This window comes from Taklimakanibacter deserti, from assembly GCA_003574785.1.
In genome coordinates this window covers 113,923-140,509 of the sequence record QORU01000005.1, presented here as the reverse complement: position 1 = coordinate 140,509, position 26,587 = coordinate 113,923, and the positions used below count along the sequence as shown (strand labels likewise).

The 26,587-nt window shown below is 63.4% G+C and carries 25 protein-coding genes; 10 read left to right on the top strand and 15 right to left on the bottom strand.

The genetic code is table 11. The features are described 5' to 3' along the window. Positions 1 to 82 precede the first annotated feature (82 nt). Genes DS839_RS11645 through sdhC form a run of 4 tightly spaced genes read right to left on the bottom strand, consistent with a single transcriptional unit; the run spans position 83 to position 3,495 of the window. Positions 83 to 859 (bottom strand): succinate dehydrogenase iron-sulfur subunit, encoded by a 777-nt coding sequence (locus DS839_RS11645; protein WP_119270501.1) that lies wholly within the window; start codon positions 857 to 859, stop codon positions 83 to 85. A gap of 14 nt (positions 860 to 873) precedes the next feature. Then, positions 874 to 2,718, bottom strand: coding sequence for a succinate dehydrogenase flavoprotein subunit (gene sdhA, locus DS839_RS11640; protein WP_162918457.1), 1,845 nt, complete (start codon positions 2,716 to 2,718; stop codon positions 874 to 876). Between the two features lie 4 nt (positions 2,719 to 2,722). Beyond that, positions 2,723 to 3,094 carry a succinate dehydrogenase, hydrophobic membrane anchor protein gene (gene sdhD, locus DS839_RS11635; protein ID WP_119270499.1) on the bottom strand — a complete coding sequence of 124 codons (372 nt, stop codon included), beginning with the start codon at positions 3,092 to 3,094 and terminating at the stop codon, positions 2,723 to 2,725. Beyond that, entirely contained in the window at positions 3,091 to 3,495 is a 405-nt protein-coding gene (gene sdhC, locus DS839_RS11630; RefSeq protein ID WP_119270498.1) for a succinate dehydrogenase, cytochrome b556 subunit, read from the bottom strand. The genes sdhD and sdhC overlap by 4 nt, the downstream gene beginning before the upstream one ends. A 127-nt stretch (positions 3,496 to 3,622) precedes the next feature. On the opposite strand from sdhC, the gene DS839_RS11625 reads away from it, so the two are divergent. Then, a complete protein-coding gene (locus tag DS839_RS11625; RefSeq protein WP_119270497.1) occupies positions 3,623 to 5,218 on the top strand; it encodes a peptide chain release factor 3 in 1,596 nt (531 codons plus the stop codon). A gap of 28 nt (positions 5,219 to 5,246) precedes the next feature. After that, positions 5,247 to 6,059, top strand: coding sequence for a class I SAM-dependent methyltransferase (locus DS839_RS11620; protein ID WP_119270496.1), 813 nt, complete (start codon positions 5,247 to 5,249; stop codon positions 6,057 to 6,059). On the opposite strand, the gene DS839_RS11615 is transcribed toward DS839_RS11620, so the two are convergent. The 3 genes from DS839_RS11615 to gabT form a co-directional block, all read right to left on the bottom strand. Then, the gene (locus tag DS839_RS11615) at positions 6,060 to 6,509 is read right to left on the bottom strand and encodes a thiol-disulfide oxidoreductase DCC family protein (RefSeq protein WP_162918456.1); all 450 of its coding nucleotides are present in this window, start codon (positions 6,507 to 6,509) and stop codon (positions 6,060 to 6,062) included. It lies immediately after the preceding gene. 76 nt (positions 6,510 to 6,585) lie between these two features. Continuing rightward, positions 6,586 to 7,143, bottom strand: coding sequence for a L,D-transpeptidase (locus tag DS839_RS11610; RefSeq protein ID WP_119270494.1), 558 nt, complete (start codon positions 7,141 to 7,143; stop codon positions 6,586 to 6,588). A 79-nt stretch (positions 7,144 to 7,222) separates the two neighbouring features. After that, entirely contained in the window at positions 7,223 to 8,524 is a 1,302-nt protein-coding gene (gene gabT / locus DS839_RS11605; protein ID WP_119270493.1) for a 4-aminobutyrate--2-oxoglutarate transaminase, read from the bottom strand. 90 nt (positions 8,525 to 8,614) lie between these two features. Between gabT and DS839_RS11600 the strand changes: the two genes are divergently transcribed. From DS839_RS11600 to DS839_RS11580, 5 genes are read left to right on the top strand one after another with little or no spacing between them, the layout of a single operon-like run. Further along, a complete protein-coding gene (locus DS839_RS11600) occupies positions 8,615 to 10,030 on the top strand; it encodes an amidase (RefSeq protein ID WP_119270492.1) in 1,416 nt (471 codons plus the stop codon). 16 nt (positions 10,031 to 10,046) lie between these two features. Beyond that, positions 10,047 to 11,045 carry a lysozyme inhibitor LprI family protein gene (locus DS839_RS11595; protein ID WP_119270491.1) on the top strand — a complete coding sequence of 333 codons (999 nt, stop codon included), beginning with the start codon at positions 10,047 to 10,049 and terminating at the stop codon, positions 11,043 to 11,045. 9 nt (positions 11,046 to 11,054) lie between these two features. Beyond that, positions 11,055 to 11,441, top strand: coding sequence for a VOC family protein (locus tag DS839_RS11590; RefSeq protein ID WP_119270490.1), 387 nt, complete (start codon positions 11,055 to 11,057; stop codon positions 11,439 to 11,441). Beyond that, positions 11,438 to 12,061: an RNA polymerase sigma factor gene (locus DS839_RS11585; RefSeq protein ID WP_119270489.1), complete on the top strand. Its 624-nt coding sequence runs from the start codon at positions 11,438 to 11,440 to the stop codon at positions 12,059 to 12,061. Before DS839_RS11590 ends, DS839_RS11585 begins: the two co-directional genes overlap by 4 nt. A gap of 30 nt (positions 12,062 to 12,091) precedes the next feature. Beyond that, the gene (locus DS839_RS11580) at positions 12,092 to 12,484 is read left to right on the top strand and encodes a VOC family protein (RefSeq protein ID WP_119270488.1); all 393 of its coding nucleotides are present in this window, start codon (positions 12,092 to 12,094) and stop codon (positions 12,482 to 12,484) included. 1 nt (position 12,485) lies between these two features. Here DS839_RS11580 and DS839_RS11575 read toward each other — a convergent pair whose 3' ends face one another. The 8 genes from DS839_RS11575 to DS839_RS11540 all read right to left on the bottom strand — a co-directional run bounded on the left by DS839_RS11575 (position 12,486) and on the right by DS839_RS11540 (position 23,776). Next, positions 12,486 to 14,327: an alanine racemase gene (locus DS839_RS11575; protein ID WP_119270487.1), complete on the bottom strand. Its 1,842-nt coding sequence runs from the start codon at positions 14,325 to 14,327 to the stop codon at positions 12,486 to 12,488. 5 nt (positions 14,328 to 14,332) lie between these two features. Next, the gene (locus tag DS839_RS11570; RefSeq protein WP_119270486.1) at positions 14,333 to 15,583 is read right to left on the bottom strand and encodes a D-amino acid dehydrogenase; all 1,251 of its coding nucleotides are present in this window, start codon (positions 15,581 to 15,583) and stop codon (positions 14,333 to 14,335) included. After that, positions 15,580 to 16,608, bottom strand: a complete 1,029-nt coding sequence (locus DS839_RS11565; protein WP_119270485.1) for a C45 family autoproteolytic acyltransferase/hydrolase — start codon at positions 16,606 to 16,608, stop codon at positions 15,580 to 15,582. The genes DS839_RS11570 and DS839_RS11565 overlap by 4 nt, the downstream gene beginning before the upstream one ends. A gap of 136 nt (positions 16,609 to 16,744) precedes the next feature. Continuing rightward, positions 16,745 to 18,199 (bottom strand): biotin carboxylase, encoded by a 1,455-nt coding sequence (locus DS839_RS11560; RefSeq protein ID WP_119270484.1) that lies wholly within the window; start codon positions 18,197 to 18,199, stop codon positions 16,745 to 16,747. A gap of 14 nt (positions 18,200 to 18,213) precedes the next feature. Then, positions 18,214 to 19,662: an aldehyde dehydrogenase family protein gene (locus DS839_RS11555; RefSeq protein ID WP_119270483.1), complete on the bottom strand. Its 1,449-nt coding sequence runs from the start codon at positions 19,660 to 19,662 to the stop codon at positions 18,214 to 18,216. Further along, positions 19,662 to 21,272 (bottom strand): 5-guanidino-2-oxopentanoate decarboxylase, encoded by a 1,611-nt coding sequence (locus DS839_RS11550; RefSeq protein ID WP_368911520.1) that lies wholly within the window; start codon positions 21,270 to 21,272, stop codon positions 19,662 to 19,664. The genes DS839_RS11555 and DS839_RS11550 overlap by 1 nt, the downstream gene beginning before the upstream one ends. An 87-nt stretch (positions 21,273 to 21,359) precedes the next feature. Next, a complete protein-coding gene (locus tag DS839_RS11545) occupies positions 21,360 to 22,289 on the bottom strand; it encodes a universal stress protein (RefSeq protein ID WP_119270481.1) in 930 nt (309 codons plus the stop codon). A gap of 14 nt (positions 22,290 to 22,303) precedes the next feature. Continuing rightward, positions 22,304 to 23,776 carry an amino acid permease gene (locus tag DS839_RS11540; protein ID WP_119270480.1) on the bottom strand — a complete coding sequence of 491 codons (1,473 nt, stop codon included), beginning with the start codon at positions 23,774 to 23,776 and terminating at the stop codon, positions 22,304 to 22,306. A 251-nt stretch (positions 23,777 to 24,027) separates the two neighbouring features. On the opposite strand from DS839_RS11540, the gene DS839_RS11535 reads away from it, so the two are divergent. The 3 genes from DS839_RS11535 to DS839_RS11525 all read left to right on the top strand — a co-directional run bounded on the left by DS839_RS11535 (position 24,028) and on the right by DS839_RS11525 (position 26,540). Then, complete coding sequence (locus DS839_RS11535) at positions 24,028 to 24,528, top strand: Lrp/AsnC family transcriptional regulator (protein ID WP_119270479.1); 501 nt, start codon at positions 24,028 to 24,030, stop codon at positions 24,526 to 24,528. A 217-nt stretch (positions 24,529 to 24,745) separates the two neighbouring features. Then, positions 24,746 to 25,168 (top strand): VOC family protein, encoded by a 423-nt coding sequence (locus tag DS839_RS11530; protein WP_119270478.1) that lies wholly within the window; start codon positions 24,746 to 24,748, stop codon positions 25,166 to 25,168. A 142-nt stretch (positions 25,169 to 25,310) separates the two neighbouring features. Then, a complete protein-coding gene (locus DS839_RS11525; protein ID WP_119270477.1) occupies positions 25,311 to 26,540 on the top strand; it encodes a flavin-containing monooxygenase in 1,230 nt (409 codons plus the stop codon). Positions 26,541 to 26,587 lie beyond the last annotated feature (47 nt).

The window sequence follows — 26,587 nt, the reverse complement described above, 5'->3', positions numbered from 1 at the left end:
GCCGCGGATTTTCACAAAATTCCCTGAAAATCCCTGATAATCCCTGAATTCACCCAACTGTGGCGATCGATCGAGAAGGCGGCTAGAGCCTGCGCTCCACCATCATCTTCTTGATCTCGGCAATGGCCTTGGCGGGGTTGAGATGCTTCGGGCAGGCCTTGGCGCAGTTCATGATCGTGTGGCAGCGATAAAGCCTAAACGGATCTTCCAGATTGTCGAGCCTTTCGCCCGTCGCCTCGTCGCGGCTGTCGATCAACCAGCGATAGGCCTGGAGCAGGATAGCGGGGCCCAGATAGCGATCGCCGTTCCACCAATAGCTCGGGCATGAGGTCGAGCAGCAGGCGCACAGGATGCATTCATAGAGCCCGTCGAGCTTCGCGCGGTCGGCATGCGACTGCCGCCATTCGGCCTGCGGCGTCGGCGTCGTGGTCTTGAGCCAGGGATCGATCGAGCGATGCTGTGCGTAGAACTTGGTCATGTCGGGGACGAGGTCCTTGACCACCGGCATATGCGGCAAGGGATAGATCTTGACCGGTCCCTTCACGTCATGGATCGCCTTGAGGCAGGCGAGCGTGTTGGTGCCGTCGATATTCATGGCGCAGGAGCCGCAAATGCCTTCCCGGCAGGAGCGGCGGAAGGTCAACGTGGCATCCTGCTCGTTCTTGATCTTGATCAAGGCGTCGAGGACCATCGGTCCACAGGTTTTGAGATCGACATGATAAGTGTCGAGGCGCGGATTCTGGTGATCGTCCGGCGACCAGCGATAGATGCGGAATTCCTTGAGCTCGCCCTTGTGCGGCGCGGGCCAAACCTTGCCGGCATCGACCTTGGAATTCTGCGGAAGGCTGAAGGCGACCATCTATTCCATGACTCCTAGTAAACCCGCGCCTTCGGCTTGATATAGGCGATGTCGTTGGAGAGCGTGTAAGTGTGCACCGGGCGGTAGTCGAGGCTCACCTTGCGCTTGGCATCATCGGTGCGGGACAGCGTGTGCTTCATCCAGGTCTTGTCGTCGCGTTCGGGGAAGTCCTCGCGCGCATGGGCGCCGCGGCTCTCCTGGCGGGCAAGCGCGCCTTCGACCGTCACCGCCGCCTGCGCGATGAGATTGTCATATTCGAGCGTCTCGACGAGATCGGAATTCCAGATCAGGGAGCGGTCGGTGACCTTGATGTCGTCGGTCGCGCGCCACACTTCGCCGATGACCTTCACCCCTTCCTTGAGGATCTCGCCGGTGCGGAACACCGCGCAATTGCTCTGCATGGTGCGCTGCATGCGCAAGCGCAGCTCGGCCGTCGGCGTTCCGCCATTGGCGAAGCGATAATGGTCGAGCCGCGCGACCGTAGCCTCGCCCGCATCCTTCGGCAGCTCGGCATGGGGTGTGTTGGGCTCGATCTCCTCGGCGCATTTGTGGGCCGCGGCGCGGCCGAAGACCACGAGATCGATGAGCGAGTTGGAGCCCAGCCGATTGGCGCCGTGAACGGAAACGCATGCCGCCTCGCCCACCGCATAGAGTCCCTGCACGACCTTCTCGGGATCATTGCCGTCACCGGCCAGCGCCTGGCCGTGATAGTTGGTAGGCACGCCGCCCATATTATAGTGGACCGTCGGCACGATCGGGATCGGATCGCGCGTGACATCGACGCCGGCGAAGATCTTGGCCGACTCGCTGATGCCGGGAAGACGCTCTTCCAGGATGCTGGCGTCCAGATGCTCGAGATGGAGATGGATATGATCCTTCTCCGGCCCGACGCCGCGGCCTTCGCGGATCTCGATGGTCATGGAGCGGGAGACGACGTCGCGCGAGGCCAGGTCCTTGGCCGAAGGCGCATAGCGCTCCATGAAGCGCTCGCCTTCCGAATTCGTGACATAGCCGCCTTCGCCGCGCGCCCCTTCGGTGATGAGGACTCCCGCGCCATAGACGCCGGTCGGATGGAACTGGACGAATTCCATGTCCTGCAGCGGCAGGCCGGCGCGCAGCACCATGGCATTGCCGTCGCCGGTGCAGGTATGGGCGGATGTGGCGGAGAAATAAGCGCGGCCATAGCCGCCGGTGGCGAGGATGGTGCGATGCGCGCGGAAACGATGGATCGAGCCGTCTTCCAGGCTGAGCGCCATCACGCCGCGGCAGGCGCCATCCTGCATGATGAGATCGAGGGCGAAATACTCGATGAAGAACTCGGTCGAATAGCGCAGCGACTGGCCATAGAGCGTGTGCAGCATGGCATGGCCGGTGCGGTCGGCGACGGCGCAGGTGCGCTGCACCGGCGGGCCCTCGCCGAAATTCATCATCATGCCGCCGAAGGGCCGCTGATAGATCTTGCCTTCCTCGGTGCGCGAGAAGGGCATGCCGAAATGCTCGAGCTCATAGACGGCGACCGGCGCGTTGCGGCACATATATTCGATGGCGTCCTGGTCGCCCAGCCAGTCGGCGCCCTTGACCGTGTCATACATGTGCCAGCGCCAGTCGTCGGGTCCCATATTGCCGAGCGATGCGGCGATACCGCCCTGTGCCGCGACGGTGTGCGAGCGGGTGGGGAAGACCTTAGTGATGCAGGCGGTCTTGAGGCCGGACTGCGAGGCGCCGAGCGCTGCCCTGAGCCCCGAGCCGCCGGCGCCGACGACGATGACATCGAAACTGTGATCGATGATGGGATAGGCGCGATCACCGATCGAGAAGGATTTGGGCGCGGCTGATCCGTTGGTTTTGGGCGCGGCCATGCGCTCAGGCTCCGAAACTGAGAGAGAGGATCGCGTAAAGGGCGGCGATGCCCAGAGCGGCGGTGAAGAAGAGATTGGCGAGGAGGCAGGGCAGGCGCCAGCCGCCATGGACATAGTCCTCGATGATGACCTGCATGCCGAGGCGCATATGCCAGAGGATGGAGAGGAAGGACATGACGAGGGCGATGGCGATGAGCGGATGCTTGACGCTCGCCATCAGCTGAGCGCGGTCGGCGCCCAAATGCCAGAGGATGAAGACGACGAGGAAGATGACGAGCGGGATATTGGCGATGGCCGTGACCCGCTGCAGCCACCAATGTTCGGTGCCGGCCTTGGCGGAGCCCAGGCCCAAGACGGTGCCGAGCGGTGTCTTCATAATGTGCCCCTCACCAGATAGACGCCGAGCCACAATGCGATGGTCCCCAGGATCGACAGAGCGATATTGGCGCGGGCAAGCCATTCGATGGTCGTGAGGCCGAAGCCGTGGCCGGTGTCCCACAGGAGATGGCGCAGGCCGCCCAGCATGTGATGGAGCAGCGCCCAGGTGAAGCCGAACAGGATCAGCTTGCCGAACCAGTGGCCGAAGAAGGCCTGCACCATGGCAAAATAATCGGCTGAGATCGCGGCGGCGAGCAGCCACCAGATGAGCAGGATGATGCCGAAATAGAGCCCGGCTCCGGTGATGCGGTGCACGATGGACATCATCATGGTCAGCATCGGCCGGTAGATCTGGAGATGCGGCGACAAGGGCCGCTTGTCGGTATGTGTCTCAGCCATTGGTCTTGTTTGGTCTCACAGGTGAGTCTTATTAACCCGGTCCATGCTGCACTGCAATGATCCATGCGACGCAGGGTTGGCATGGCAGGTCTGAGGTGCTAGGAGGCCCCGCAGCAGAGCCCAAATCATGGATATCACGCAAAAATCCGCCGCATCGGCCGAGGCGGCGCGGCGACGCACTTTCGCCGTCATCTCGCATCCCGACGCCGGCAAGACCACCTTGACCGAGAAATTGCTGCTGTTCGGCGGCGCGATCCAGCTCGCGGGCGAGGTCAAGGCCAAGAAGAACCGCATCGCGACGCGCTCCGACTGGATGGCGATCGAGCGCCAGCGCGGCATCTCGGTCGTGACCTCGGTCATGACCTTCGAATATGGCGGCCATGTCTTCAACCTGCTCGACACGCCGGGCCATGCCGACTTCTCCGAGGACACCTACCGCACGCTGACCGCGGTCGATTCGGCCATCATGGTGATCGACGCCGCGAAAGGCATCGAGGCGCGCACCCGCAAACTGTTCGAGGTCTGCCGCCTGCGCGACATCCCGATCGTCACCTTCATCAACAAGATGGACCGCGAGGCGCGCGATCCCTTCGATCTCCTGGACGAGATCGAGAAGACGCTCGCCCTCGACGTGACGCCGATGACCTGGCCGGTCGGCCGGGCGCGCAGCTTCGCCGGTACTTACGATCTCGCCCGCAACACGGTGCGCGGCCTCGACGAGGAGGAGGTCCCGATGCCGGTTTCGGGGCCCGACGATCCCGCGGTCACAGGCCTTCTGCCTGCCGATGAGGCGAAGGTCTTCCAGGAGGAAGTGCTGCTGGCGCGCGAGGCTTCGAAACCCTTCGATCTCGCCTCGTTCCGCGAAGGCCATCTGACGCCGGTCTTCTGGGGCTCGGCGCTCCGAAACTATGGCGTGCGCGACCTCATCAACGGGCTAGGCAGCTATGCGCCGTCGCCCCGCAACCAGCAGGCGGCGAGCCGCATGGTCGAAGCCGGCGAGCCCAAGATGACGGGCTTCGTGTTCAAGATCCAGGCCAATATGGATCCCAATCACCGCGACCGCATCGCCTTCCTGCGCGTCTGCTCCGGCAAGCTCGAGCGCGGCATGAAGGTGAAGCTGGTGCGCACCGGAAAGCCGATGAGCCTGTCGGCGCCGCAATTCTTCTTCGCCCAGGACCGGGCGCTGGCGGACGAGGCCTATGCCGGCGATGTCGTCGGCATTCCCAATCACGGCACCTTGCGCATCGGCGATACCCTCACCGAGGGCGAGGATCTCGTCTTCCGCGGCGTGCCGAGCTTCGCGCCGGAAATCCTGCGCCGCATCAAATTGCAGGATGCGATGAAGGCGAAGAAACTGCGCGAGGCCCTGCAGCAGATGGCGGAAGAGGGCGTGGTTCAGCTCTTCCTGCCCTATGACGGGTCGAATGCGATGGTGGGCGTCGTCGGCGCCTTACAGCTCGATGTGCTGGCCGAGCGCCTCAACAGCGAATATGGCCTGCCGATCGCCTATGAGACGCCGCGCTTCTCGGTGTGCCGCTGGATATCATCCGACGACCCGCAAGAGCTCGAGCGCTTCATCGAAGCGAACCGCTCCGGCATGGCGCATGATCTCGACAAGGCGCCGGTGTTCCTCGCGGGCAGCCAATTCCTCCTGCAATATGAGCAGGAGCGCTGGCCCAAGATCGCCTTCGCCGATGTGAAGGATTACCAGAAGCAGGTTTAGCGTAACTAAGTCGAAAAGGGGGTTCGGCATGGTCACGAAGGCTCTGAAATCATATCCGATCAAGGGCGGTGCGCAGGGACGCAACCGGCTTTCCGTCATTGCGCGCATACTCGAACCTACGACCGAGGCGCTGCTCAAGCGCGCCGGCCTACGCAAAGGGTTTACGGTCGTTGATGCCGGCTGCGGCGGCGGCGATGTGACATTCACCCTGGCGCGCCTCGTGGGACGTGACGGGCATGTGACGGCGATCGATCTCGACGAGGAGAAGCTCACGCTGGCGCGGGCCGAGGCCGAGACGCGAGCCATCACTCACGTGAAATTTGAGGCCGGCGACGTAACGGCGTCATGGCCCGTCAAGAATGCCGACATGGTCTTTGCGCGCTTCATCCTCACCCATCTGCCCCACCCGATGGTACTGCTCAGAGAGGCCATGGCGGCGCTCAAGCCAGGCGGCGTGATCGTGGTGGAGGACATCGATCTCTCGGGGCGTTTCTCCTATCCCGAATGCGCGTCACTCGATACGGCGGCCGAGCTTTATATGACACTGTCGCGGCGGCGGGGCGGCGATCCTACGATCGGACGCCGGCTCAGCCTGCTTCTGGAAGAGGCTGGATTCGACCAGGTGGAGACGACCGTGGTCCAGCCCTTCTCGCGCAAAAACGGGGCGAAAGATGTCGCCGTCCTCACCTTCGCCGCGGTCGCGGACGGGCTCAAGGCGGAAGGTCTCGCCAATGCGGAGGAGATCGCCTGGATCAGCCGCGAGATTGAGGAGTTCAATCGCCGGCCCGACACGATCGTCTCCCTGCCGCGCATCTTCCAGGCCTGGGGACGGAAAGTGTGATCAGCGCTTCGATGGCGCTTCGGTGAGAAAGCGCGCTCGCGTCTCGGGCGGCAGAACCAGGCAGGTGTCACGCTTGCCGAACCAGTTGTAACGATTGCGCGCCAGTATGTCATAGGCCCAGTCGCGCAAGGCCCGCGGCACATAGCGCAAGAGAGAAATCCAGCGCCAGGCGCGAAGGCGGCTCGCCGCCGCGATGGCAGCATCCGATTTGAACAGGATTTGCCCCTTGTCGACAAAAGCGAAGCTCTCGGCGAAATCACGGTCGATGCCGAAGCGCCCCATGATCTCGTTTCCCCACGGCGACTGGCAGGGCACATAAGTGAATTGCTGCGTATGATCGCGCTCGAGGAGAAAGCGCACGCTGCCCGAGCAGACATGGCAAAGCCCATCGAACAGCAGAAGGCCGTCCGGCAGATCGGCGGCAGGCACGGGCTTCCAGTCTTTTCGCATGGGATGCTCCACAGGCTTTCCGCCCCTTATGTGGTGGTGCGCCGGAGGCGTGGCAAGCTGGGGCGCGGCGCTGCAGCTAGAGGACAATGACCTTGGTGCCAATGTAAACGCGGTCATAGAGCTCGACCACTTCGTCATTCAGCATGCGGATGCAGCCCGAGGAGGCGGCGGTGCCGATCGATTGCGGCTCGTTGGTGCCGTGGATGCGGAAGAGCGTGTCGCGGCCATTGGCGAAGAGATAGAGGGCGCGGGCGCCCAAGGGGTTGTCCGGTATGCCGCCCGGCATGCCATTGGCGAATTTGGCGAGCTCGGGCCTGCGCTTGATCATCGAGGCGGGCGGCGTCCAGCGCGGCCATTCGGTCTTGCGCCCGATCTGGGCGATGCCCGCCCAGGAAAAGCCTTCCTTGCCGACGGCGACGCCATAGCGGATCGCTTCGCCGTCCTCCAACACATGGTAGAGGGCGCGGGCATGCGTATCGACGATCACCGTGCCCGGCTGCTCATAGGTGTCGAGATAGACCAATTCGGCGCCCTGATAGGGTTGGCGCTTCTGCTTCGCCGCCTGGGCCAGGCCGGGAAAGGCAGCCGCCGTCAGGCCCGAAGCAAGTACGGACAGGAACAGGCGGCGGTGCATGAAGGGTCTCCCGAAGCTGCTTTCGTCTCAAAGACGGGCGACGGAAGGTAATTCCGTCGCCCCCTGAGCAGGCAGTTCGTTAGTTCCCCAAAATGGCGGATTCGAGGATGTCGAGGCCTTCCTTGATAATGGCTTCCGAAGCGGTGAGCGGGGTCAAGAGGCGGACCGTGTCGCCATAGACGCCGCAGCTCAGGATGAGCAGGCCGCGCTCGAGACATTTTGCCACCAGCGCCTTGACCGCCGCCGCATCCGGCTTGTCGCCGCCGCGCTCGGTGACGAGCTCGAAGGCGACCATGGCGCCCAAAGCGCGGATGTCGCCCATCGGCATGCCCTTGTTCTTGGCCTTGATCGCCTTCAGGCGCTCGACCATGAGGTTGCCCTGCTTCTCCGCCTTCTCGAGGAGCTTGTCCTGCTCGAAGGCCTCGAACACGCCAAGGGCGGCGGCGCAGGCGACCGGGTTGCCGGCATAGGTGCCGCCAAGGCCGCCGGGCTCCGGCGCATCCATCATCTTGGCGCGGCCGACAACGCCCGCGAGCGGGAAGCCGCCGGCCAGCGATTTCGCGACCGTCATGAGATCGGGCTCGACGCCCATATGCTCCATGGCGAACCATTTGCCGGTGCGCCCGAAGCCCGACTGGATCTCGTCCGCGATGAAGACGATGCCGTGATCGTCGCAGATCTTGCGCAAGGCCTTCATCAGCTCCTTGGGCGCGATATAGAAGCCGCCTTCGCCCTGCACCGGCTCGATGACGATAGCCGCAACCCGCGAGGGCTCGACGTCGGACTTGAACAGCCATTCGATGGCGTGGATCGTGTCCTCGACGCTCACTCCCTTATGCGCGACCGGGAAGGGCACATGCCACACGCCGCCCGGGAAGGGGCCGAATTTCGTCTTGTAAGGGACGACCTTGCCGGTCATCGCCATGGTGAGCAGCGTGCGGCCGTGGAAACCGCCCTGGAAACAGATGATGTCGCTGCGGCCGGTATGGGCGCGCGCGATCTTGATGGCGTTCTCCACCGCTTCGGCGCCGGTGGTCACGAACAGGCTCTTCTTCTCGCCCGAGATCGGGGCGATGGCATTGAGCTTCTCGGCGAGCTCGATGAAAGGCGCGTAAGGAGCGACCATGAAGCAGGTGTGGGTGAAGGCGTTGAGTTGCTCCTGCACCCGCTTCATCACGGCCGGATGGCGATGGCCGGTATTGAGCACGGCGATGCCGCCGCCGAAATCGATATAGCGGCGGCCTTCGATATCCCACAATTCGGAATCCTCGGCGCGCGCTGCGATCACCGGCGCGGCCATGCCGACGCCGCGCGAAACGGCCTTGCTGCGCCGTTCAACCCAAGCTTCGTTGAGGCCCTTGGCCGATGCCTTGACGTTCATGTTCTGGTCTCCTGTGCAATGCTGCGGCGTTCTACCTCCATTGACCTTGAGCGGCAAATGGATTCAATCCTCTGATAAATAGGGGCTGCCATGACCGATCTTGTCCGATTGACCGCCAATGAGATTGTCTCGTTGTTGCGCAGCGAGGAGATAACACCGCTCGATTGCCTCGATGCGCTCGAGACGCGCATCGCTGCCGTCGACAAGGCGGTGAACGCATTGCCGACCCTGTGCTTCGAGCGGGCGCGCGACCATGCCAAGACGCTTATGCGCAAACCCGTTGCCGAGCGCGGCACGCTTTTGGGCCTGCCCATCCCGATCAAGGACCTCAACGATGTCAAGGGCGTACGCTCGACCCAGGGCTCGCCGATCTTCGCCGATCACATTGCGAAAGAGTCGGACATACTGGTCGAGAATATCGAGGCGGAAGGCGGCATCGTCTATGCGATGTCGAACACGCCGGAATTCGGCGCCGGCGCTAATACCTTCAACGAGGTCTTCGGGCGCACGCTCAATCCGTGGAATCTCACCCGCTCGGCGGCGGGATCGTCGGGCGGCGCTGCGGTGGCGCTCGCCACCGGCATGGCCTGGGTGGCGCATGGCTCCGACATGGGGGGCTCCTTGCGCAACCCAGCGAGCTTCTGCGGCGTAGCCGGCATGCGCCCGTCGCCCGGACGGGTGGCGGCGAGCGTCTATGGCAAGATCGACGGCACGCTCGGCGCCGAAGGACCGATGGCGCGCAATGTCGAAGACCTGGCGCTGCTGTTCGATGCGATGGTCGGCGCCCATCCGGCCGATCCCTTGTCGCTGCCGCGCGAAGACATTTCCTATCTTGCCGCGGCGCGCAGCAGAGAAAAGCCGAAGCGGGTCGCGTTCAGCCGCGATCTCGGCATCACCCCGGTCGATCCGGAAGTGGCGGAAATCGTCGAGCGCGCCGCCTTCAAGCTCAGCGAGGCGGGCGTCATCGTCGAGGCGGCGCATCCGGATCTCAAGGAAGCGCATGAATGCTTCCAGGTGCTGCGCGCGCTGGCTTACGCCACAGGTTTGAAGCCGCTTTACGAGAATCATCGCGACAAGCTCAAGCCCGACGTCGTCTGGAATATCGAGAAGGGTCTCGCCCTCAGCGTCGCTGAGGTCGCCCGCGCCGAGATGCAGAGGGGAACGATGTTCAGGCGTGCCCGCGAATTCTTCGGGCATTACGATCTCTTGTTGTGCCCGACGACGATCGTGGCGCCGTTTCCGATCGAGCAGCGCTATGTCGGCGAATGCGACGGCCAAACTTTCTCGAGCTATATCGACTGGCTCGCCATCGTCTATGCCATCACCAATGTCTCCTCGCCCGCCATCTCCATCCCGGCCGGCTTCACGCGGGAGAGGCTGCCGGTCGGCATCCAGGTCGTGGCGCCTTGCCGGGGCGAGGCCCGTCTGCTCGCCGGAGCGAAGCTCCTGGAAGACGTGCTCGGCCTCGGCCGGATCACCCCGATCGATCCCCGGCCGGGCCGCTAAGAACAAGGTTTATGCAATGAAGATCTTGAAGAGCCTGATTTTCTCCACGCCTTTGCTGCTCGCTTTCATTCAGCCCGCCGCGGCCTTCGATTGCGGCAAGGCGCAAAGCTCCGTCGAAAAGGCGATCTGCGCCGATCAAAAGCTCAAGGCGGCGGATGATGCGATGACGGCCGCCTATGCGAGCCTGCGCAATGCTCTCACCGGTTCGGATCGTAAGGCACTCGGCGCCTCGCAAGGCAAGTGGGTCAAGAGCCGGGAAGGCAGTTGCGGCTATCAGCAAGGTGCTGAGCTCACCAATTGCATCCTGAGCGATACCGATGAGCGCCGCCGCCTGCTGCTGGCGGAGCCCGAAAGCGGGCCCGGCGCCGCATCGCGCCTGATGCCGGTCTTCATCCAGCAAGAGGGCGATCCCCGTCACTATGACGTCGACTATACCCTCATCAGGTTCGTCACGCCGAAATCGCGCGGCGAGAAACTGTTCAATGCGGAAGTGAACAAGCTTGCCAAGGAAGCGCCGCTACAGCGCCAGGCCGAGGCGGCGCGCCAGGACATGACTTATGCCGCAGTCGCTTCGATGGCTATTACTTATGCATCGCCGAGCCTGATCTCGGCCAAGGTGGAGAGCTGGTCGTTCACCGGCGGCGCCCATGGCAATGGCGGCACCTCAGGGATCACCGTCGACCTTGCGCGCGGCGCCGCGCTGAAGACCGGCGACCTGTTCGACAACAAGGCGATCGGGGCGCTCAAGGCCGATTGCGTGAAGCAGATCCTGGCGCAAAAGAAAGAGAAGCTTGAGGGAGAGGATTTCGACCCGGCGAATGATCCGCTCTATAGCGAGAAGACCGTCGTCGAATATCTGCAGTCGCTCGCGAACTGGAATTTCTGGAAGGACAAGGCGACGGTGACCTTCGATGCCTATGCGATCGGCTCCTATGCCGAAGGGCCATATAATTGTGATTTTGCCATGGATAATCTGCGCAAGCTCGCCAAACCCGGCGCGCCGCTGCCACAATAGGAGGACAGCATGCTCGATCATGTCGGTTTAGCCGTTGCCGATTACGAGAAAGCCAAGGCCTTCTACGAGAAGGCGCTGAAGCCGCTCGGCATCGGCGTCGTCATGGAGGTCACGCCGGAACAGACGGGCAACGTTGCCGCCGCCGGCTTTGGCGATGAGCAGAAGCCCTATTTCTGGATCGGCACCGGCGACAAGCCGAAAGGCGGCCAGCATGTCGCTTTTGTCGCCGCGAGCCGCAAGGCGGTCGATGACTTCTATGCTGAAGCACTTGCCGCCGGCGGGCGCGACAATGGCGGGCCGGGCCTCCGGCCGCATTATCATCCCGATTATTACGGCGCCTTCGTCTTCGATCCGGACGACAACAATATCGAAGCCGTGTGCCATCGGGCGGAATGAGCCCGCCGCTCTCGCCTGCGCAGTATCAGTCGCTTCTGCGGTTGGCCTGCCGTCACGCGCGGGTCAAGGACGAGGCCGAGGATCTGCTGCATGATGCGCTGATCGCGGCCGTCGCCGCCGGCCGATTGCCCTGGCGCGAGGGAACGGCCTGGTTCAATGGCATATTGCGCAAGCGTGCCGCCATGGATGCGCGCAGCTCGATCCGCCGCCGCCGCCGCGATGCTCAGGCGGTTGCGTGGCGCGAGCCGGAGAATGCGGACCTGCCTCCGCCATGGCCGGCGGTTGCCGGCCTCAGCTCTGCGCTCAGGATCGTGGCGCTCCTCATTCTCACCGGGCACAATCGCGCCGAGATATGCCACTTGCTGCGCATTTCGGACGAGACGCTGCGCCAGCGCCTTGCCGCGCTGCGGCGCAGGCTCCAGACACGGGAGCCCGAAGGACCGCTGGCCGAATTCACCGGCCTTGCCGAAGGTTTCGCCTTTGGTTCGGTGCGCCGGGCCCTGCTGCCCGCGATGCGCGACCGCAAGTCTCACCTCGGCAGCCATGATCCGGACGGGCATCTTTTTATCGTGGGAATTGCGTCTGACGGTGCTCACAAAGAGCGGCTTCACGGCAACTAGACCCTGTCAGCTCATTACAAGAGGTGCGCCATGCTCAAGAACTGCCGGATCGGGGCTATCTGCTTCTATGTGACGGATATCGCCCGCACAGAGGTTTTCTACCGCGACGTGCTGGGGCTCAATGTCCAGCGCATGGGCGACGACGACGGCGGCAATGATTGGCTGCTCGCGACGATCGAAGGCAATGTGGAACTGGTCTTCTTCAAAGGCGACTGCCGGCCGGGCACGACGCCGATCATCGTCTTCGGTCTGGCGGAAGGACTGATCGATGATGTCGTCGTGGGATTGGCCGGCAAGGGCGCCACCATCGTGACGCCGGTGAGCCATGCGCCGGGCGGCTGGTCGGCCGAGTTCAACGACCCGGACGGCCACCAGCTCTCGCTCTATCAGACGGAAAGCCTGCCGCGCGCGAAAGGGCGGTAGCTCACAATATCCGCTTGCCGAAGGCCGAGAGCGCGAAGTGGACGATCACCGACGCGAGACGCGTCTCGGCCTTGGGATCGAGGCCGGTGACGTCCATGGCGCGCATCGCCTTGCTCTGGTGGATCGCCTCCATCGCCTGATGGGTCTCTCTGATGGTGATGCCGCCGGATCCCGGCAGGTAGCCCGGAATGTCGGTCACTGCTGCATTGTAGCTTACATGGAAGCCCTGCATGCCCGCCGAGGCGATCTGCACCGCCTGGCGCATCACCTCGCGCATGCCGAGCGCATCGATGTCGGCAATGGTGAAGATTCTTACCGGTGACGATGTCAGGAGCTCGACTTCTTCCGGCGCGGTCTCACGCAGCCCGATGAGGACGACATTCTCCGGCGACAGCTTCGGCGTCAGTGCCCCATCGCCACGGCCGAGCCCAAGCGCGCGATAGAGCACCGACTGGCTCTCGACTTCCGCACCCGCCGGCTGCGGCAGGGCGCTCGCCACCGAATCGAACCAGATGAGACCGAAGGCCTCGAGCTCCTGCGCCAGCGCGGTCATGCCGGTGAAGCTCGCACGGTGATCGTGGCCGAAGATCAGTGGTGTGGCGCGGCGTTCGAGGGCGGCCGTGATCTGGTCGGCGGCGACCGCGGGCGTCAGGTCGACATGATAGCCGATATTGGCGAGCCTGCCGTCGAGCGTGTGGTTATGCAGAGCCGATAAGAGAGGCGCTTCGGCAAAAATGCTCACCCGCGATGCCGGGGTGGCGGCGTGGCGGTCATACATGGGCACCTTCTCCACATATTCCGAGGTCATGGCGGCGAGGAGCGCGCCGTAGCTCATATGGAAATTCACCTTGTCGCCTACTTTGGGCTCAGGGTCCGCATCGGAGACATCGAGGATGAGATGGTCGCTAGAGGCGCCCAGAACCGTGACGCCCGGCGTTACCGGCAGCAGGCCTTCGATATTGGCGTCCTCGCGGCCGATATTGACGATGCCGCGCAGGCGCTCGCCGATGTCCTTGAACACCGGGCGGCCACCAAAGGCATCGACGCCGGAAACGCCAATGGGCATCGACGGCTTCGTCTTCACTTCCAGCAATTCGCCGGAGAGCAGGAAGACGTCGCGGTCGAGTTCGGCTCTGGGCTTGTCGAGGAAAGTGTCGCGCCCGCCTTGCAGGATCGCTTCGCCGATGCGCAAATGATTGATGCCCTTGGGCACGCCGCCCGACAGGAGCAGCGGCAGCGAGCTCGAATTGCCGCCCGATATGTATGTGAGGTCGAGCTCGAAGCGCTCGCGCACGGTCGAGGCCAGATCGGCAAGCTGGCCGAGATTGACCTCGGTCGGGATGATGGCGCCGAAACAGGTGAGGTTGGTGCCGAGGCCGGCAATGCGGATGCCGGGCAAATCGAGGATCCGCTCGACCGTCGGCACGAGATCGTTGGGCCAGATGCCTTCGCGCAGGTCGCCCAGATCGATCATCAGGATGATGTCGTGGATGCGGCCCATGCGCTCGGCGACGCGCGACAATTCGCGGATGACGGCGAGTTCGGAATTGAGGCTGATATCGACCGAGCGGACGACCTCGTCGATCAAGGAGAGCGGCGGGCTGCGCAGCAGCATGACCGGCGCCTCGATGCCGCTCTCGCGCAGGCGGCGGATATTCTCGAGCCGCGATTCGCCCAAGCCCTTGACGCCGCCGCGCAGCATGGCGCGCGCCACTTGCGGCATGCCGCAGGTGCCTTTGGTGACGCCGAAGATGGAAATGCCGGCCTTCTCGCACCAGGACACGACGGTGCGGGTATTCTTCTCGATCTTCTCGAGGTCGATGGTGACGTACGGGCCAGGCATTGGAGCTAGTTCACATAAAGGAGGCCATCCGTATCGATCTCCGGCTTGCGGCCGGAAACGAGATCGGCGACGAATTTCCCCGATCCTGCCGCCATGGTCCAGCCGACATGGCCATGGCCGCAATCGAGGAAGAGATTGCGATAGCGGGCGGGGCCGAGGATGGGCACCGAGGTCGGCGTCATGGGCCTGAGGCCTGCCCAATATTCGGCCTTGGCCTCATCGACGCAGCCCGGGAAGAGGTCCTTCGCGGTCTGCAGCAGGCGACGGAAATCGACCGGCTTGTAGCTGCGGTCGTAGCCCGCGAATTCCGCGGTGCTCGCGACTCTGAGCCTTTCGCCGAGCCTGGAATAGGCGATGAGGCGATCCTCGTCGACCCCGCCCATGGTGGGCCCGAGCGACGGGTCGGCAAGCGGGATGGTGGCCGAATAGCCTTTCACCGGATAGATCGGGATATCGAGCCCGATGCTGCGCGTGATGAGCGGCGTCTCCGGTCCCAAGGCCACCACGATGGCATCCGCGGTCAGTCGGCCTTTGTCGGTGACGACAGCCGCCACCCGATCGCCGTCGGCTTCGAGGCCCAAGATTTTCGTTCCGAAGCGGAAGCGCACGCTGAGGTTGTTCTCGCACCATTGGGCGAGGTTGCGCGAGAATTTGCAGCTGTCGCCCGTTTGGTCGAGGGGTGAATAGAGGGCGCCGGCGATCTCATGCGCCGCCGATCCGAGGCCGGGCTCGAGCTCGACCATGCGCGTGGCGTCGATCTTCTCGATGGTGAGGCCGTTGTCGGCGAGGATCTGCATATGCTTGGCGCCGGCATCGAGGCTCTGCTCGGAGCGGTAGAAATAAAGAATGCCCTTGCGGCCGTCGTCATAGGCGACATTGGTGTGGGCCTGGATCTCGTTGATGCAGGTCTTGGAATAGAAAGCGAGCCTGAGCTTGCGCAAGGTGTTGATATGCGCGCGCGCATGCGTGCACTCGAACAAGAACTTCCAGCTCCAGGCGATGAAGCGTGGATCGAGATTGATCCCGACCTTGATGCCGAGATCGCGCCGGTAGAGCGACTTGATGAAGACGGCGAGTGCTGCGGGCGAGGCCCAGGCATAGGAGTCACCCGGCGAGACGAGGCCGGCATTGCCATAGCTCGTCTCGCTCGCCGCTTCTTTATTGCGCTCGATCACTTCGACCTCATGGCCGTCGCGGCCGAGATAATAGGCGACCGCGACACCCACCACGCCACCGCCCAGGACCAGCACTTTCATAGGATGCCTCCACGAATGGATATGCCCTTGGCCGGCCGCAGGCGCGCCGGCGCGTTGCCTTCGGCAAAGCGAATGGTGCGCGCGCCGTCGGCGAAAGCAGCAGAAGACTGGCGCCAGCGCGCCACCGGCCAGACGAGCTCGGCGGATGCATCTTCAGGCCGATAGACCGCCGTATAGAGCGTACCATAGCCGCGTCCGTAGGCCGTCTGGAAGACGGGCGGGCGCAGGAAGGCCTTGAGCAGCGCCTCGGTCTCGGGCGCGTCGACCATCGCCTGTTCCAGACTTTCGGCGCGCTCGAGCGAGCGGGTCGCCGTCGCATGGCGCGGCCATTCGACCTCATGCTGGTGATTGGTGGCGACACGCTGGTCGAGAATCTCGGTCGGACGGTCAGGCGCCACGAAAACCGTGGCATGTTGGCCGCTGCGGTCGAGGAGCGTTATCGTATAAGACATGTGGACGGGAACGCGATCGAGGATCTTCGCCGCCTCGGCGACGGTCGACGCGAATTCGAGCACATAGCGCATGACGATCGGGATGCCGAAACCCTCGGCGACCGCGGTGCGGCCACCGAAAGCGAGCGAGGCGGCCAGTCCATCTTCGTTGATGCCGTCGAGCACGCCCCACAGGCAGTCGACCATCGCCAGCACCCGCTTGCCATTGAGCCGCGAGGCGAGCCAGGTGCCTTCGAGCAGCTTCGGACTGTAATCGTAGTTGCGGATGATGGCAGGCTCGCCGCCCAGGCTGATCGCCTGCGAGCAGCCGCCGACATACATGGGCGGGCACCACATCGACAGAAAGCGGGCCTCGAGGTCGCCGCCGCCTGCCGCTTCCGCCACCGCCTCATAGGCGGGGAGAAGCTCCGGCATATGTTGGCGAATGGCCCTGAGGCTCGCGAGATAAGTGGGCCGCGCCTTCAGCCCGTCGCGCATGAACCAGCGGCTATAGGCATGCCAGTGGCGGTCATAGATCGTCCGCCATTTCGGCCCCGGCCGGTCTTCCGCGATCGCTTCGAAGACGATGTTCATGTGCTTACTGCTCTATCACCCTCACCCTGAGGTGCCCGCCGAAGGCGGGCCTCGAAGGGCCTGTTGCAGCGAGTTCGCTCTATCCTGATGGATGCTTCGAGGCTCGCTGCGCTCGCACCTCAGCATGAGGATGTGGTTAAAGTATCTTGAACGAACCGGGCGCCGGCGCTTCGTCTCGCTGGATCTCGGTCAGGGGCTTCGCCGCATAGAGCCGCTTGATGCCCTTGATCCAGTCGCGCGCCCGGTCGTTCAAATCGAAATCCTCGCTCATCACCCGGCCGCGGGTGATGAGGATGCCGAGATCGGCGCCTTCATAGCGATAGTCGCCGGGCCCGGTGATGCGCAGGAAGAAGGCCTCGCGCTCGGATTCGATCGCCTGGCGGTTGTAGTCGAAGCGGTCATAGGAGACCGAGCCGTCGCTCGCCATGCGATAGATGCCGGTCGCCGGCGCGTGGATCACGATGTCGACCGTCTCGTCGGTCGATTTGATGACGAGCTGCGACCAGGAATCGATGAATTCCCGGCGCGCCCAGCGCTCGTTCAGCTCCTCGACGTCGATCTTGTATTTGAGGCCGGAGAATTCGAGCAGATGGAACAGGAAGAGCGGCGCATCGGCATAGGCGAAGGCGGCGTGGTTGGTCATCGACGAGGCGCCGCAGATGCGCGGATTGAGCTCGCCCAGATAGACTTCGCCATCGGTCTCGTCGATGAGGAAATCGAGATCGAAATAGCCACGATAGCCTTCCTTGATCAGCCGGTTGCCGAAGCGGAACGCCATGTCGCGCGCCTTGTTGCGCACCTTCTCGCTGAAGGCGCCAGGGAAGATCTCGTTGCCGCACCAGCCGCCTTTGTAGGGCGTGAGCTCCTTGCGGCCGACGACCTCGGTCAGAAGCGGGCCGACCAGCGTGCCGGAGCGCGTGGCGCAGGCTTCCATGGTGGCGCCGCGGCACTTGATCCGCTTCATGATCTTCACTTCCTTCTCGCCCGTGATGTCCTTCGCATGACGGGCGAAGTCCTGCTCATTGGCGATGAAGAAAGTGGTGTGGCCGGAATCGCCAAAAGCGCTCTGCACCACGAGGTCGCGGCCGATCCTGGCCTTGTCGGCGGCCTTGATCAATTCGTCATAGCTCGAGGCCCTGGCCAGCGTATTGGGCACCGAGGCGACGCCCGCCTTGTTGCCGATGCGCACCGTCTCCATCTTGTTGTCGCAGCGCGACCGGAGCTTGGCCTCGGGGAACCACACATCGATGCCGAGCTCATCGCACAGGCCCTCGGTCTCCTCGTCGAACATCAGGAAGGTGGCGGCGGGCTTGCCGCCGCGCTTCTTGACATGGTCGACCACATCCTTGTGCTGGAGCATGTGGTTGTTGATGTCCTCGATCGACTCGAACTCGTCATGCGCCTGCTTGCCGGGCACGAAGACATTGGGATGCCGGCCGTCGAAACAGTCGATGTAGTTGATGAATTTGAGATTGCGCACCCACTGGTCGATGCCGATGAGGTTGAAGTTGGTGGCCGAGATGAAATAGATCGGCTGCTCGTTGCGATGCATGACATTGCGCAAATCCGATACGTTCCTGACCGTCTGCATCGTTTCCTCTTCGCTTAGGCGGCTTTGAGCCGGCGTGTCTTGTGCTTGACTTCGAGATAGGCATCGAGGCCCCAGGGACCGAGCTCGCGGCCGATGCCGCTAGCCTTGAAGCCGCCCCAGGAGGTCTCGACGAAGATCACTTGTGGGCTGTTGATCCAGATGAGGCCCGAGTCGATCGCATCCGCCACCCGCTCGCCGCGGTTCTTGTCATTCGTCACCACGGTGGCGACGAGGCCGAAGTCGCTGTCATTGGCGAGAGCGACGGCTTCGTCCTCGTTTGAGAAAGTCTTCACGCACAGCACCGGACCGAAAATCTCCTCGCGCCAGAGAGGACTCGAGACCGGGACATCGCCGAAAATCGTCGGAGCGATGAACCAGCCGGTCCCGAGTCCTTCCGGCCTGCCGCCGCCCAGGATGAGGTCGAGGCCGTCCGCCTTGCCGCGCGCGATATAGGACATGACCTTGTCATATTGCGCTCTTGTGGTGAGGGGACCCAAAGTCGTTGCGGGGTCGAGCGGGTCGCCGGGCTTCAACGCCCTGGCCGCGGCGATGACGCGCTCCATCAGCCTGGGCGCGATCTTGTCTTCGACCAGCAGCCTCGAGGTCGCCGAGCACATCTGCCCGGCATTGAAGAAGATCCCGTTGATCACGCATTCGGTGGCGATGTCGAGGTCGGCATCGGCGAAGACGACGATCGGCGATTTGCCGCCGAGCTCGAGGCTCACCGCCTTGGGGCCTTGCGCCGCTGCGGCCATGACGCGAGCGCCCACGGCATTGCTACCGGTGAAGGAGATTTTGGCGACGTCCTTGTGCGTCGTGAGCGGAGCGCCGACATCGGGACCCAGTCCGGTGACGAGATTGAGCACGCCTTTCGGCAGGCCCACCTCGTCGGCGATGGCGCCGAGCTCGAGCTCGACGATCGGCGTCACTTCCGAAGGCTTCAGCACCACGGTGCAGCCGGCGGCGAGCGCCGGCGCCACTTTCCAGGATGTCGTCACCATCGGGAAATTCCACGGCACGATCAACCCCGCGACACCGATCGGCTCGCGCCGCAGCGTCGCGCGGAAGGCGCTGTCGGGGACTTGGACAGCCGCATCCTGCTCGCGGTCGAGCTCGACGGCGAGGCGGCCGTAATAGTCGAAGGACGTGGCCACATCCTGCATGTCGATCAGCGCTTCGGCGAGCGGCTTGCCGTTATTGAGCGACGAGAGCCGGGCAAGCTCGTCCTTGCGCTCGCGCACGCGCGCGGCAATGGCTGAAAGAAAACGGCCGCGCACCGAACCCGAAGCCCGTTTCCAGGCAGGGAAGGCCGCGGCCGCCGCCTTCACGGCGAGGTCGACATCGTCAGGCCCCCCGGCCGCCACCTGATGAATGACCTTTTCCGTGAAGGGATTGAAGACGGGGATGGTGCCGCCGCGCACAGGCGCCCGCCATTCGCCGTCGATATAAAGTCTGTCGCGCATCACGCCGCCAGCTCATGCGCCAGGGACTCGCCGGCACGGATCTCGATGATGGTCGGCACTTTGCGCTTCGCCGACTGCACGAGCTCGTCGCGCAGAGCGACGATATCGGCCGGGCGCACGGCATGGCAGCCGAGCCCTTGCGCGATGGCGATGAAGTCCGGCGTATAGATGTCGACGCCGATCTCGGGGATCTGGCGGTCGCGCATATAAGCCTTGATCTCGCCGTAGCCGCTATTGTTCCAGATCACCACGGCAAGCGGCACTTGCGCCTCGACGGCGGAAGCGAGCTCGGGCAGTGAGAACTGCAAGCCGCCATCGCCGATCAGGCAGACGGCGGGGCGATGGAATTGCCCGAGCTTCGCACCAATGGCGGCCGGCAGGCCATAGCCCAGCGTGCCGTAGCCGGTGCTCGAATTGAAGTAGGAACGCGGTCGAGGTGCTTCATAGGTCTGATTGGCGGCATAGACCGGCTCGGTCTGGTCGCCGGCAATGACGACATCGGGCAACGCCTCGCTGATCACGCCCAGCAAGCGGCCATGGGTGCGGCATTGCGGCCACAGGCGCTTTTCGATCTTCTGGCGCAAAGCCGCGCTGCGCGCTTCGCCGTTTCGCTTCGCTCCTGCCTTACCGGCGAGTGCCTGGTTGAGCGCCGCGACGGCGAGCGTGCTGTCCGCAAAGATCGCGACGTCGGCCGGCAGCTGATTGACCAGCTGCAACGGATCGATGTCGATGCGGATGAGCTTGCCCTTGACCACGATGGCCTTGGGCTCGGGATACATTTCCGTCTCGCCGAACTCGGTGCCGATGGCGAGGACGACGTCGCTCTTTTCGAGCACGTCCTGGGCCGCATCCATGCCGAGATTGCCGGCGAGCGCGAGCTTGTGGCCTCGGGGCATTATGCCCTTGCCGTTGATGGTCGTGAAGACGGGCGCATCGAGGGCCTCGGCGAGCTTGCGGATCTCCGTTGCGGCATCGGCCGCTCCGCCACCGGCAATGATGAGAGGGGTCTTGGCCTTGGCGAGAAGGGAGGCCGCTTCCGCGATGAGCTTCGGATCGGGCGCCGGGCGCGACGGTAAGGTCCAGGCCTTCGCCTTGTCGTCCATCCTGGCGGTGATGACATCGAGCGGGATCTCGATGTGGACCGGACGTGGCCGGCTGCTTCCAAAGACGGCGAAAGCGCGCGCCAGGACCTCCGGCAACTGCTGAGGGTCGAGCAGCGTGTGGCTGAAGGCGGCAACGCCCGAGATCAGATTGCGCTGCGAGGGCAATTCATGCAGCCGCCCCTGTCCCATGCCGAGATGCGCGCGGGTGTTGACGCTCGAGATCACCAGCATGGGCACGGAATCGGCATAGGCCTCGCCCATGGCGGTCGCGATATTGGTCATGCCGGGACCGGTGATGATGAAGCACACGCCGGGCTTGCCCGAAGCTCGGGCATAGCCGTCGGCCATGAAGCCCGCCCCTTGCTCATGGCGCGGCGTCACATGGCGGATCTTCGTCGCCTCGAGGCCGCGATAGAGCTCGACGGTATGGACGCCCGGAATGCCGAAAATCACCTCGACGCCATAGGCTTCGAGAAACTTGACCAGAACTTCACCGCAAGTGGACACGCTCGTTCTCCTTATCGAATCAGCGGCCGGCAAAGTGCCTGGATAGGTCGCGCAAGTCATCCTTGCGTCCGGAAACCGAACTTCTCGTCATCCCGCAGAGCCTTCCGCGGGAGCGTCGGCTTCGTCCGAGAAATCGACATGGGCGTGGCGCGGAACGATGATCATCGGCACCGGCGCGTTGCGGATGATCCGGTTGCCGTTGGAGCCGAGGAAGACCTGCGCCAGGGGGCCGAGGCGGCCCGAGCCGATGACCAGGACCTCGCCCGGCTTCCAGCCGATGGACTGGAGCGCCTCTTTCCAGTTGGCGCCGTCGCCAATGACGGTCTTCACCGGCATATCGCTCGAGAGCTCCGCGAGGAGAGCCTTCTGCGCCGCAACGGCCTGGCTGCGCCATTGATTGGCGACGAGATTCTCGATCTGGTAGCCGGCACCGGTCGGATACATCTGCTTGTCGCGCACCACGAAAGTCGCGAGCCTGAGCGGCACCTGGTATTTGCGGCTGAAGCCCACGCAATAGTCGACCGTCGCCTTCGACTTGCGGGTCGCGCCATAGGCGCAGGTCATGCGGGGGAGCACGGTCTTGCCGCCGGTATTGAAGCCGCGCGGCGCCAGCGCCACGGGCAGCTTCGAGGAATGCAGGAGATTGCGCGTGACGCTGCCTTCCAGGAACTTGCCGACGGTCGCCCCGCGCGAGGAGCCGAGCACGATCATGTCGGCGCCGAGATCCTCGGCCGTGGCGAGAAGGCCTTCCTGGGCGGAGGTGTAGCTGCGCGTGATGAACTGCGCCTGAAGCTTGTTGCCGACGAGGGCCTTGGCCTTGTCCATCGCCTTCTCGGCATGCTTGTCGAGAAAGGCCGCATATTCCGCATCCACCCGGGCCATGGAGGGATAGCCCCAGGCACTGGGCTGGATGAGGCAGACGACCATCTTCGCCTTGTTGCGCTGCGACAGCATCGTGCCGAGAGCGAGAGCCTCCTCGCCGCCGCGATCGGCCGAATAGGCAACCAGATATTTCATCTAAGCCTCCCGCCTCAGGATTGCGTGACGCGAGCCTTGGGCTCGAGCTTGGACTTCTTGATGCTGTAGAGGAAGTAGAAGGCGGCCGCGAAGACGAGCCACACGCCGAACAGCTCGAAAGTGCGCGGGTTGAGATTCCAGATCAGATAGAGCGAGGAAAGGATGCTGAGGATCGGCAGCATTGGATAGAACGGCACCTTGAAGCCGCGCTGCATGTCGGGCCGCGTGCGGCGCAGGATCATGACGCCGGCGGAGACGACGATGAAGGCGGTGAGGGTCCCGAGGCTGGTGAGATCCCACAATATGGCGTCCGGCACAAAGGCGGCGATGGCGCCGACGAAGATCGCCACGACGATGGTGTTGGCGACCGGCGACAGGCTCCGCGGATTGACGCGGTGGAACAGCTCGGGGATGAGACCGTCGCGCGACATGGCGAAGAGGATACGGGTCTGGCCGTAAAGCACGACCAGCGTCACGCTGAACACCGAGATGACGGCGCCGATCGCCAGCACCAAAGCGGGCCAGTTGGAGCCGGTGACGTTCTGCAGGATGGTGGCGAGGCCCGCCTCCTGGCCCTCGAAGGCGGCGGGCGGCTGCACGCCGATCGCGGTCAGCGCGGTCAGGATATAGAGCGTGGTCACGATGACGAGCGCCAGGATGATGGCGAGCGGCAGGTTGCGCTTGGGGTTTTCGACCTCTTCGCCCGCGGTCGAGACCGCGTCGAGGCCGACATAGGTGAAGAAGATCGTGCCCGCCGCGGCGCTGATGCCGGCAAAGCCCATGGGCGCGAAGGGCTGGAAATTGGCCGAGGTAAATCCGGTCACGGCGATCAGGATGAAGAGGACGAGGACGCCCATCTTGACCAGCACCATGATGGCATTGAGGCGCGCCGACTCCCTGGTGCCGCGGATCAAGAGCAGGCAGCACAGGAACACCAATATGGCAGCGGGCAGGTTCATATAGCCGTCGCCGCCGATCGAGAGCTCATAGCCATCGGCGACGATCGGTGCCGCCGACAGCCATGCCGGAAGCCCCGAGCCGAAGACGATCTCGAAGAATTTGTTGAGATAGCCGCTCCAGCCGATGGCGACGGCGGAGGCCGAGATGCCATATTCGAGGATGAGGCAGGCGCCGACGAAATAGGCGACGATCTCGCCGAGCGTCGCATAGGCATAGGAATAGGACGAACCCGAGACCGGGATCATCGAGGCCATCTCGGCGTAGCAGAGCGCGGTGAGGCCAGCGACGACGCCCGCCATGAGGAAGGAAATGATGACCCCGGGACCCGCCGTCGGCACGGTCTGGGAGAGAACGAAAAAGATACCAGTGCCGATGGTGGCGCCGACGCCGAACATGATGAGCTGGAACAAGGTGATCGAGCGGTTGAGATGGCCGTGCTCGGGATCGGCCCCTTGCGTCTCGCTGATCAGTTTCTCGACGGGCTTCTTGCGCAAGACGCGCGGGCCCAGCACCTGCTGTTGTGACATATGCGTTCCTTCCCTCATGGGCGCGTTGGCGGACCCTGTGCCCTGATCGGGCCGGCCAGTCTCTTGTTGTTGGGCGTGCGGTCGATGTGCAGCCGAATTGCGCGCTTTTACCGCAAAACGGACGAAAGGTGCTGCCGTTCTTGTACCGGGAGACACGCGAAGCTGTCGGTGGGCAACGGCCGGGAAGCGGTTTCTGCTGCGGCCCTCGACATGATCCGCCCGGAAGTGTCACAGTGAGGGTGGAGGGGGATATGAAAGACAGCGACACTTCCTTAAAGCTCGACCAGCTCGATCTGAAAATCCTGGCCAAGCTGCAGACCGACGCCCGCATCACCAACCAGGAGCTTGCCGACGCGGTCGGACTGTCGCCAAGTCCCTGCCTGCAGCGGGTCAAGCGCCTGGAGCGGGCCGGGATCATCTCCCTCTACCAGGCGCAGATCGATCTCACCAAAGTGTGCCGGCATGTCGATGTCATCGCCGCCGTCACCTTGAACAGCCATGGGCTCGAGGATTTCAACGACTTCGAGAAAATGGTGGCCGGCATGCGCCACGTGGTCGAATGCACCAAGCTCTCGGGCACCATCGACTATCTCGTGCGCTTCATCTGCCCCGATATCGGCTCCTATCAGATGCTGTCGGACGAGCTCCTGAAGCTCGGGCCGAAAGTAGGGAATTTGAGCTCCTATATCGTGCTCAAGGCGGTGAAGCCGTTCCGCGGGGTGGTCTTGGACGACCTCGTCTCGCCGCATTGATTGCTGACATCATCTGACAGGATGCTGGAACTCCACGTCTTGCCGCTGCCGCCAGCCGGCAGTAGCCTCAGCCTGTCGAAAAAGACATATCGGTAGGTTTGCCCGATGCCTCCTGTTCTTTCGGGAGGTTCTGACCTGATGGCCGGAAGCCCGGCCACGGAGTCCCACGACCTGCAACGCCGGACTAGTAGCCCCGGCGGATGAAAGGACGTGTAAGATGCAACAATATATATCTCTCATCACTCTTGGCATTACCGACATCCAGCGCTCGCGCCGCTTCTATGGTGAAGGTTTTGGCTGGAAGCCGGTCTTCCAGAATGACGAGATCACCTTCTATCAGGTGAACGGCTTCGTCTTCGGCACCTGGCTCACCAGCCTGCTCGAGGATGACATGCAGCGCAAAGGCCTGTCGCAGCAGGGCGCCTTCGCGCTCGCGCATAATGTCGGGACGGAAGAGGGCGTCGTGCCGATGATCGACCGGCTGGTGCGCTTCGGCGGCAAGCTGCTCCGCCCGGCGGATGCACCGCCGCATGGCGGGCTTCGCGGCTATATCGCCGATCCCGACGGCCATGCCTGGGAGATCGGCTGGAATCCCGACTGGCGGATGAGCCCCGAAGGCTACACGACCTTCGGCATTTGAACATCGAGCGCCACGCCTTGCGACAGCAGGGTGTGGCAGCGCCTTCGCTCGCTCGCTGGCCTCGTGTCTTGGCAGGTGGCAACCAAATCGCGTAACGTCATATGGAGCTTGGGACGATACGGCTTGATCGGGTTCGGGACCGATGGTTGAGCGGCACGATACTGTCGTCATTGGCGGTGGCCAGGCCGGACTGGCCATGAGCTACCATCTGCAACGGCATGGTCGCGAGCATGTCATCCTGGAGCGCGGTCGCATTGCCGAGCGCTGGCATGCGGAGCGATGGGACTCGCTTCGCTATCAATTCATCAACGAGACCATTGAGCTCCCCGGCCTCAGTTATCAGAGCGCAGATCCGAACGGCTTTGCCCATTACACCGCCGTCGCCCAATTCATCGAGAGCTATGCCGCCCATATCGCGGCACCGGTCCGCGAGGGGATCGCCGTCACATCGCTTCGGCATGAGGACGATTATGTCTTGGAGACGACGGACGGCGTTGTCAGGGCCCGCAATGTCATCGTGGCGACAGGTCCGTTTCAAGCCCCGATGATTCCCATGGCCGGCCGAGACCTGCCTCACTCTCTGTACCAGGTTCACGCCGCGAACTATCGCGGACCCCAAGAGCTTCCGCCCGGAGCGGTGCTGGTGATCGGCAGCGGGGCATCTGGATGTCAGATCGCCGATGAGCTTCAGCAGGCCGGGCGCAGCGTCCATCTGTCGGTCAGCCGCCATAAGCGCGTGCCGCGGCGCTATCGCGGCAAGGACGTCCTATGGTGGTTTGAGAAGATGGGGCGCTTCGACGTCACGATCGACAATTTTCCACAGCGACGCTATCCGCCTTCGACAATCATAACCGGCGTGAATGGCGGATATGACATGGACGTTCGGCGATTCGCCCGAAATGGCGGAAGGGTATTGGGACGCCTCCTGGCATCGTCCAACGGACAGCTGGCGACGGGAGATGATGCCGCCGAGATTCTCGGTGAGGCCGACAAGACCTATGATGAGTTCATCTCCGCGGCGAAAATCTGCGCGGCAAAGTTCGAAAGCTCAGGCGAGCTCGAACCCGATGATCATCACTCGCAGGCGCCCTCTGTGGCAGAGATCGATGGCGCCCGGACAGTGGACCTCGCGGCTGAGGGGATCAGTTCGGTGATCTGGGCAACGGGATATCGCTTCGATTATGGCTGGATAGAAATCCCGGTGCTCGGTTCCCAGGGTGCGCCCATTCAGCAGCGCGGCGTCACGGCCTCGCCGGGGCTATATTTTCTTGGCCTCCATTGGATGCATACCTTCGGCTCCGGCCTTCTCTCCTATGTGGGCCGTGACGCCGCTTATATAGCCGATCACCTGAAGGACACCGCAAAGCGCTGAAACCGCAAGATTGGTTAACGGCTTGGCAAGATCGAGAGCGCAGAGTT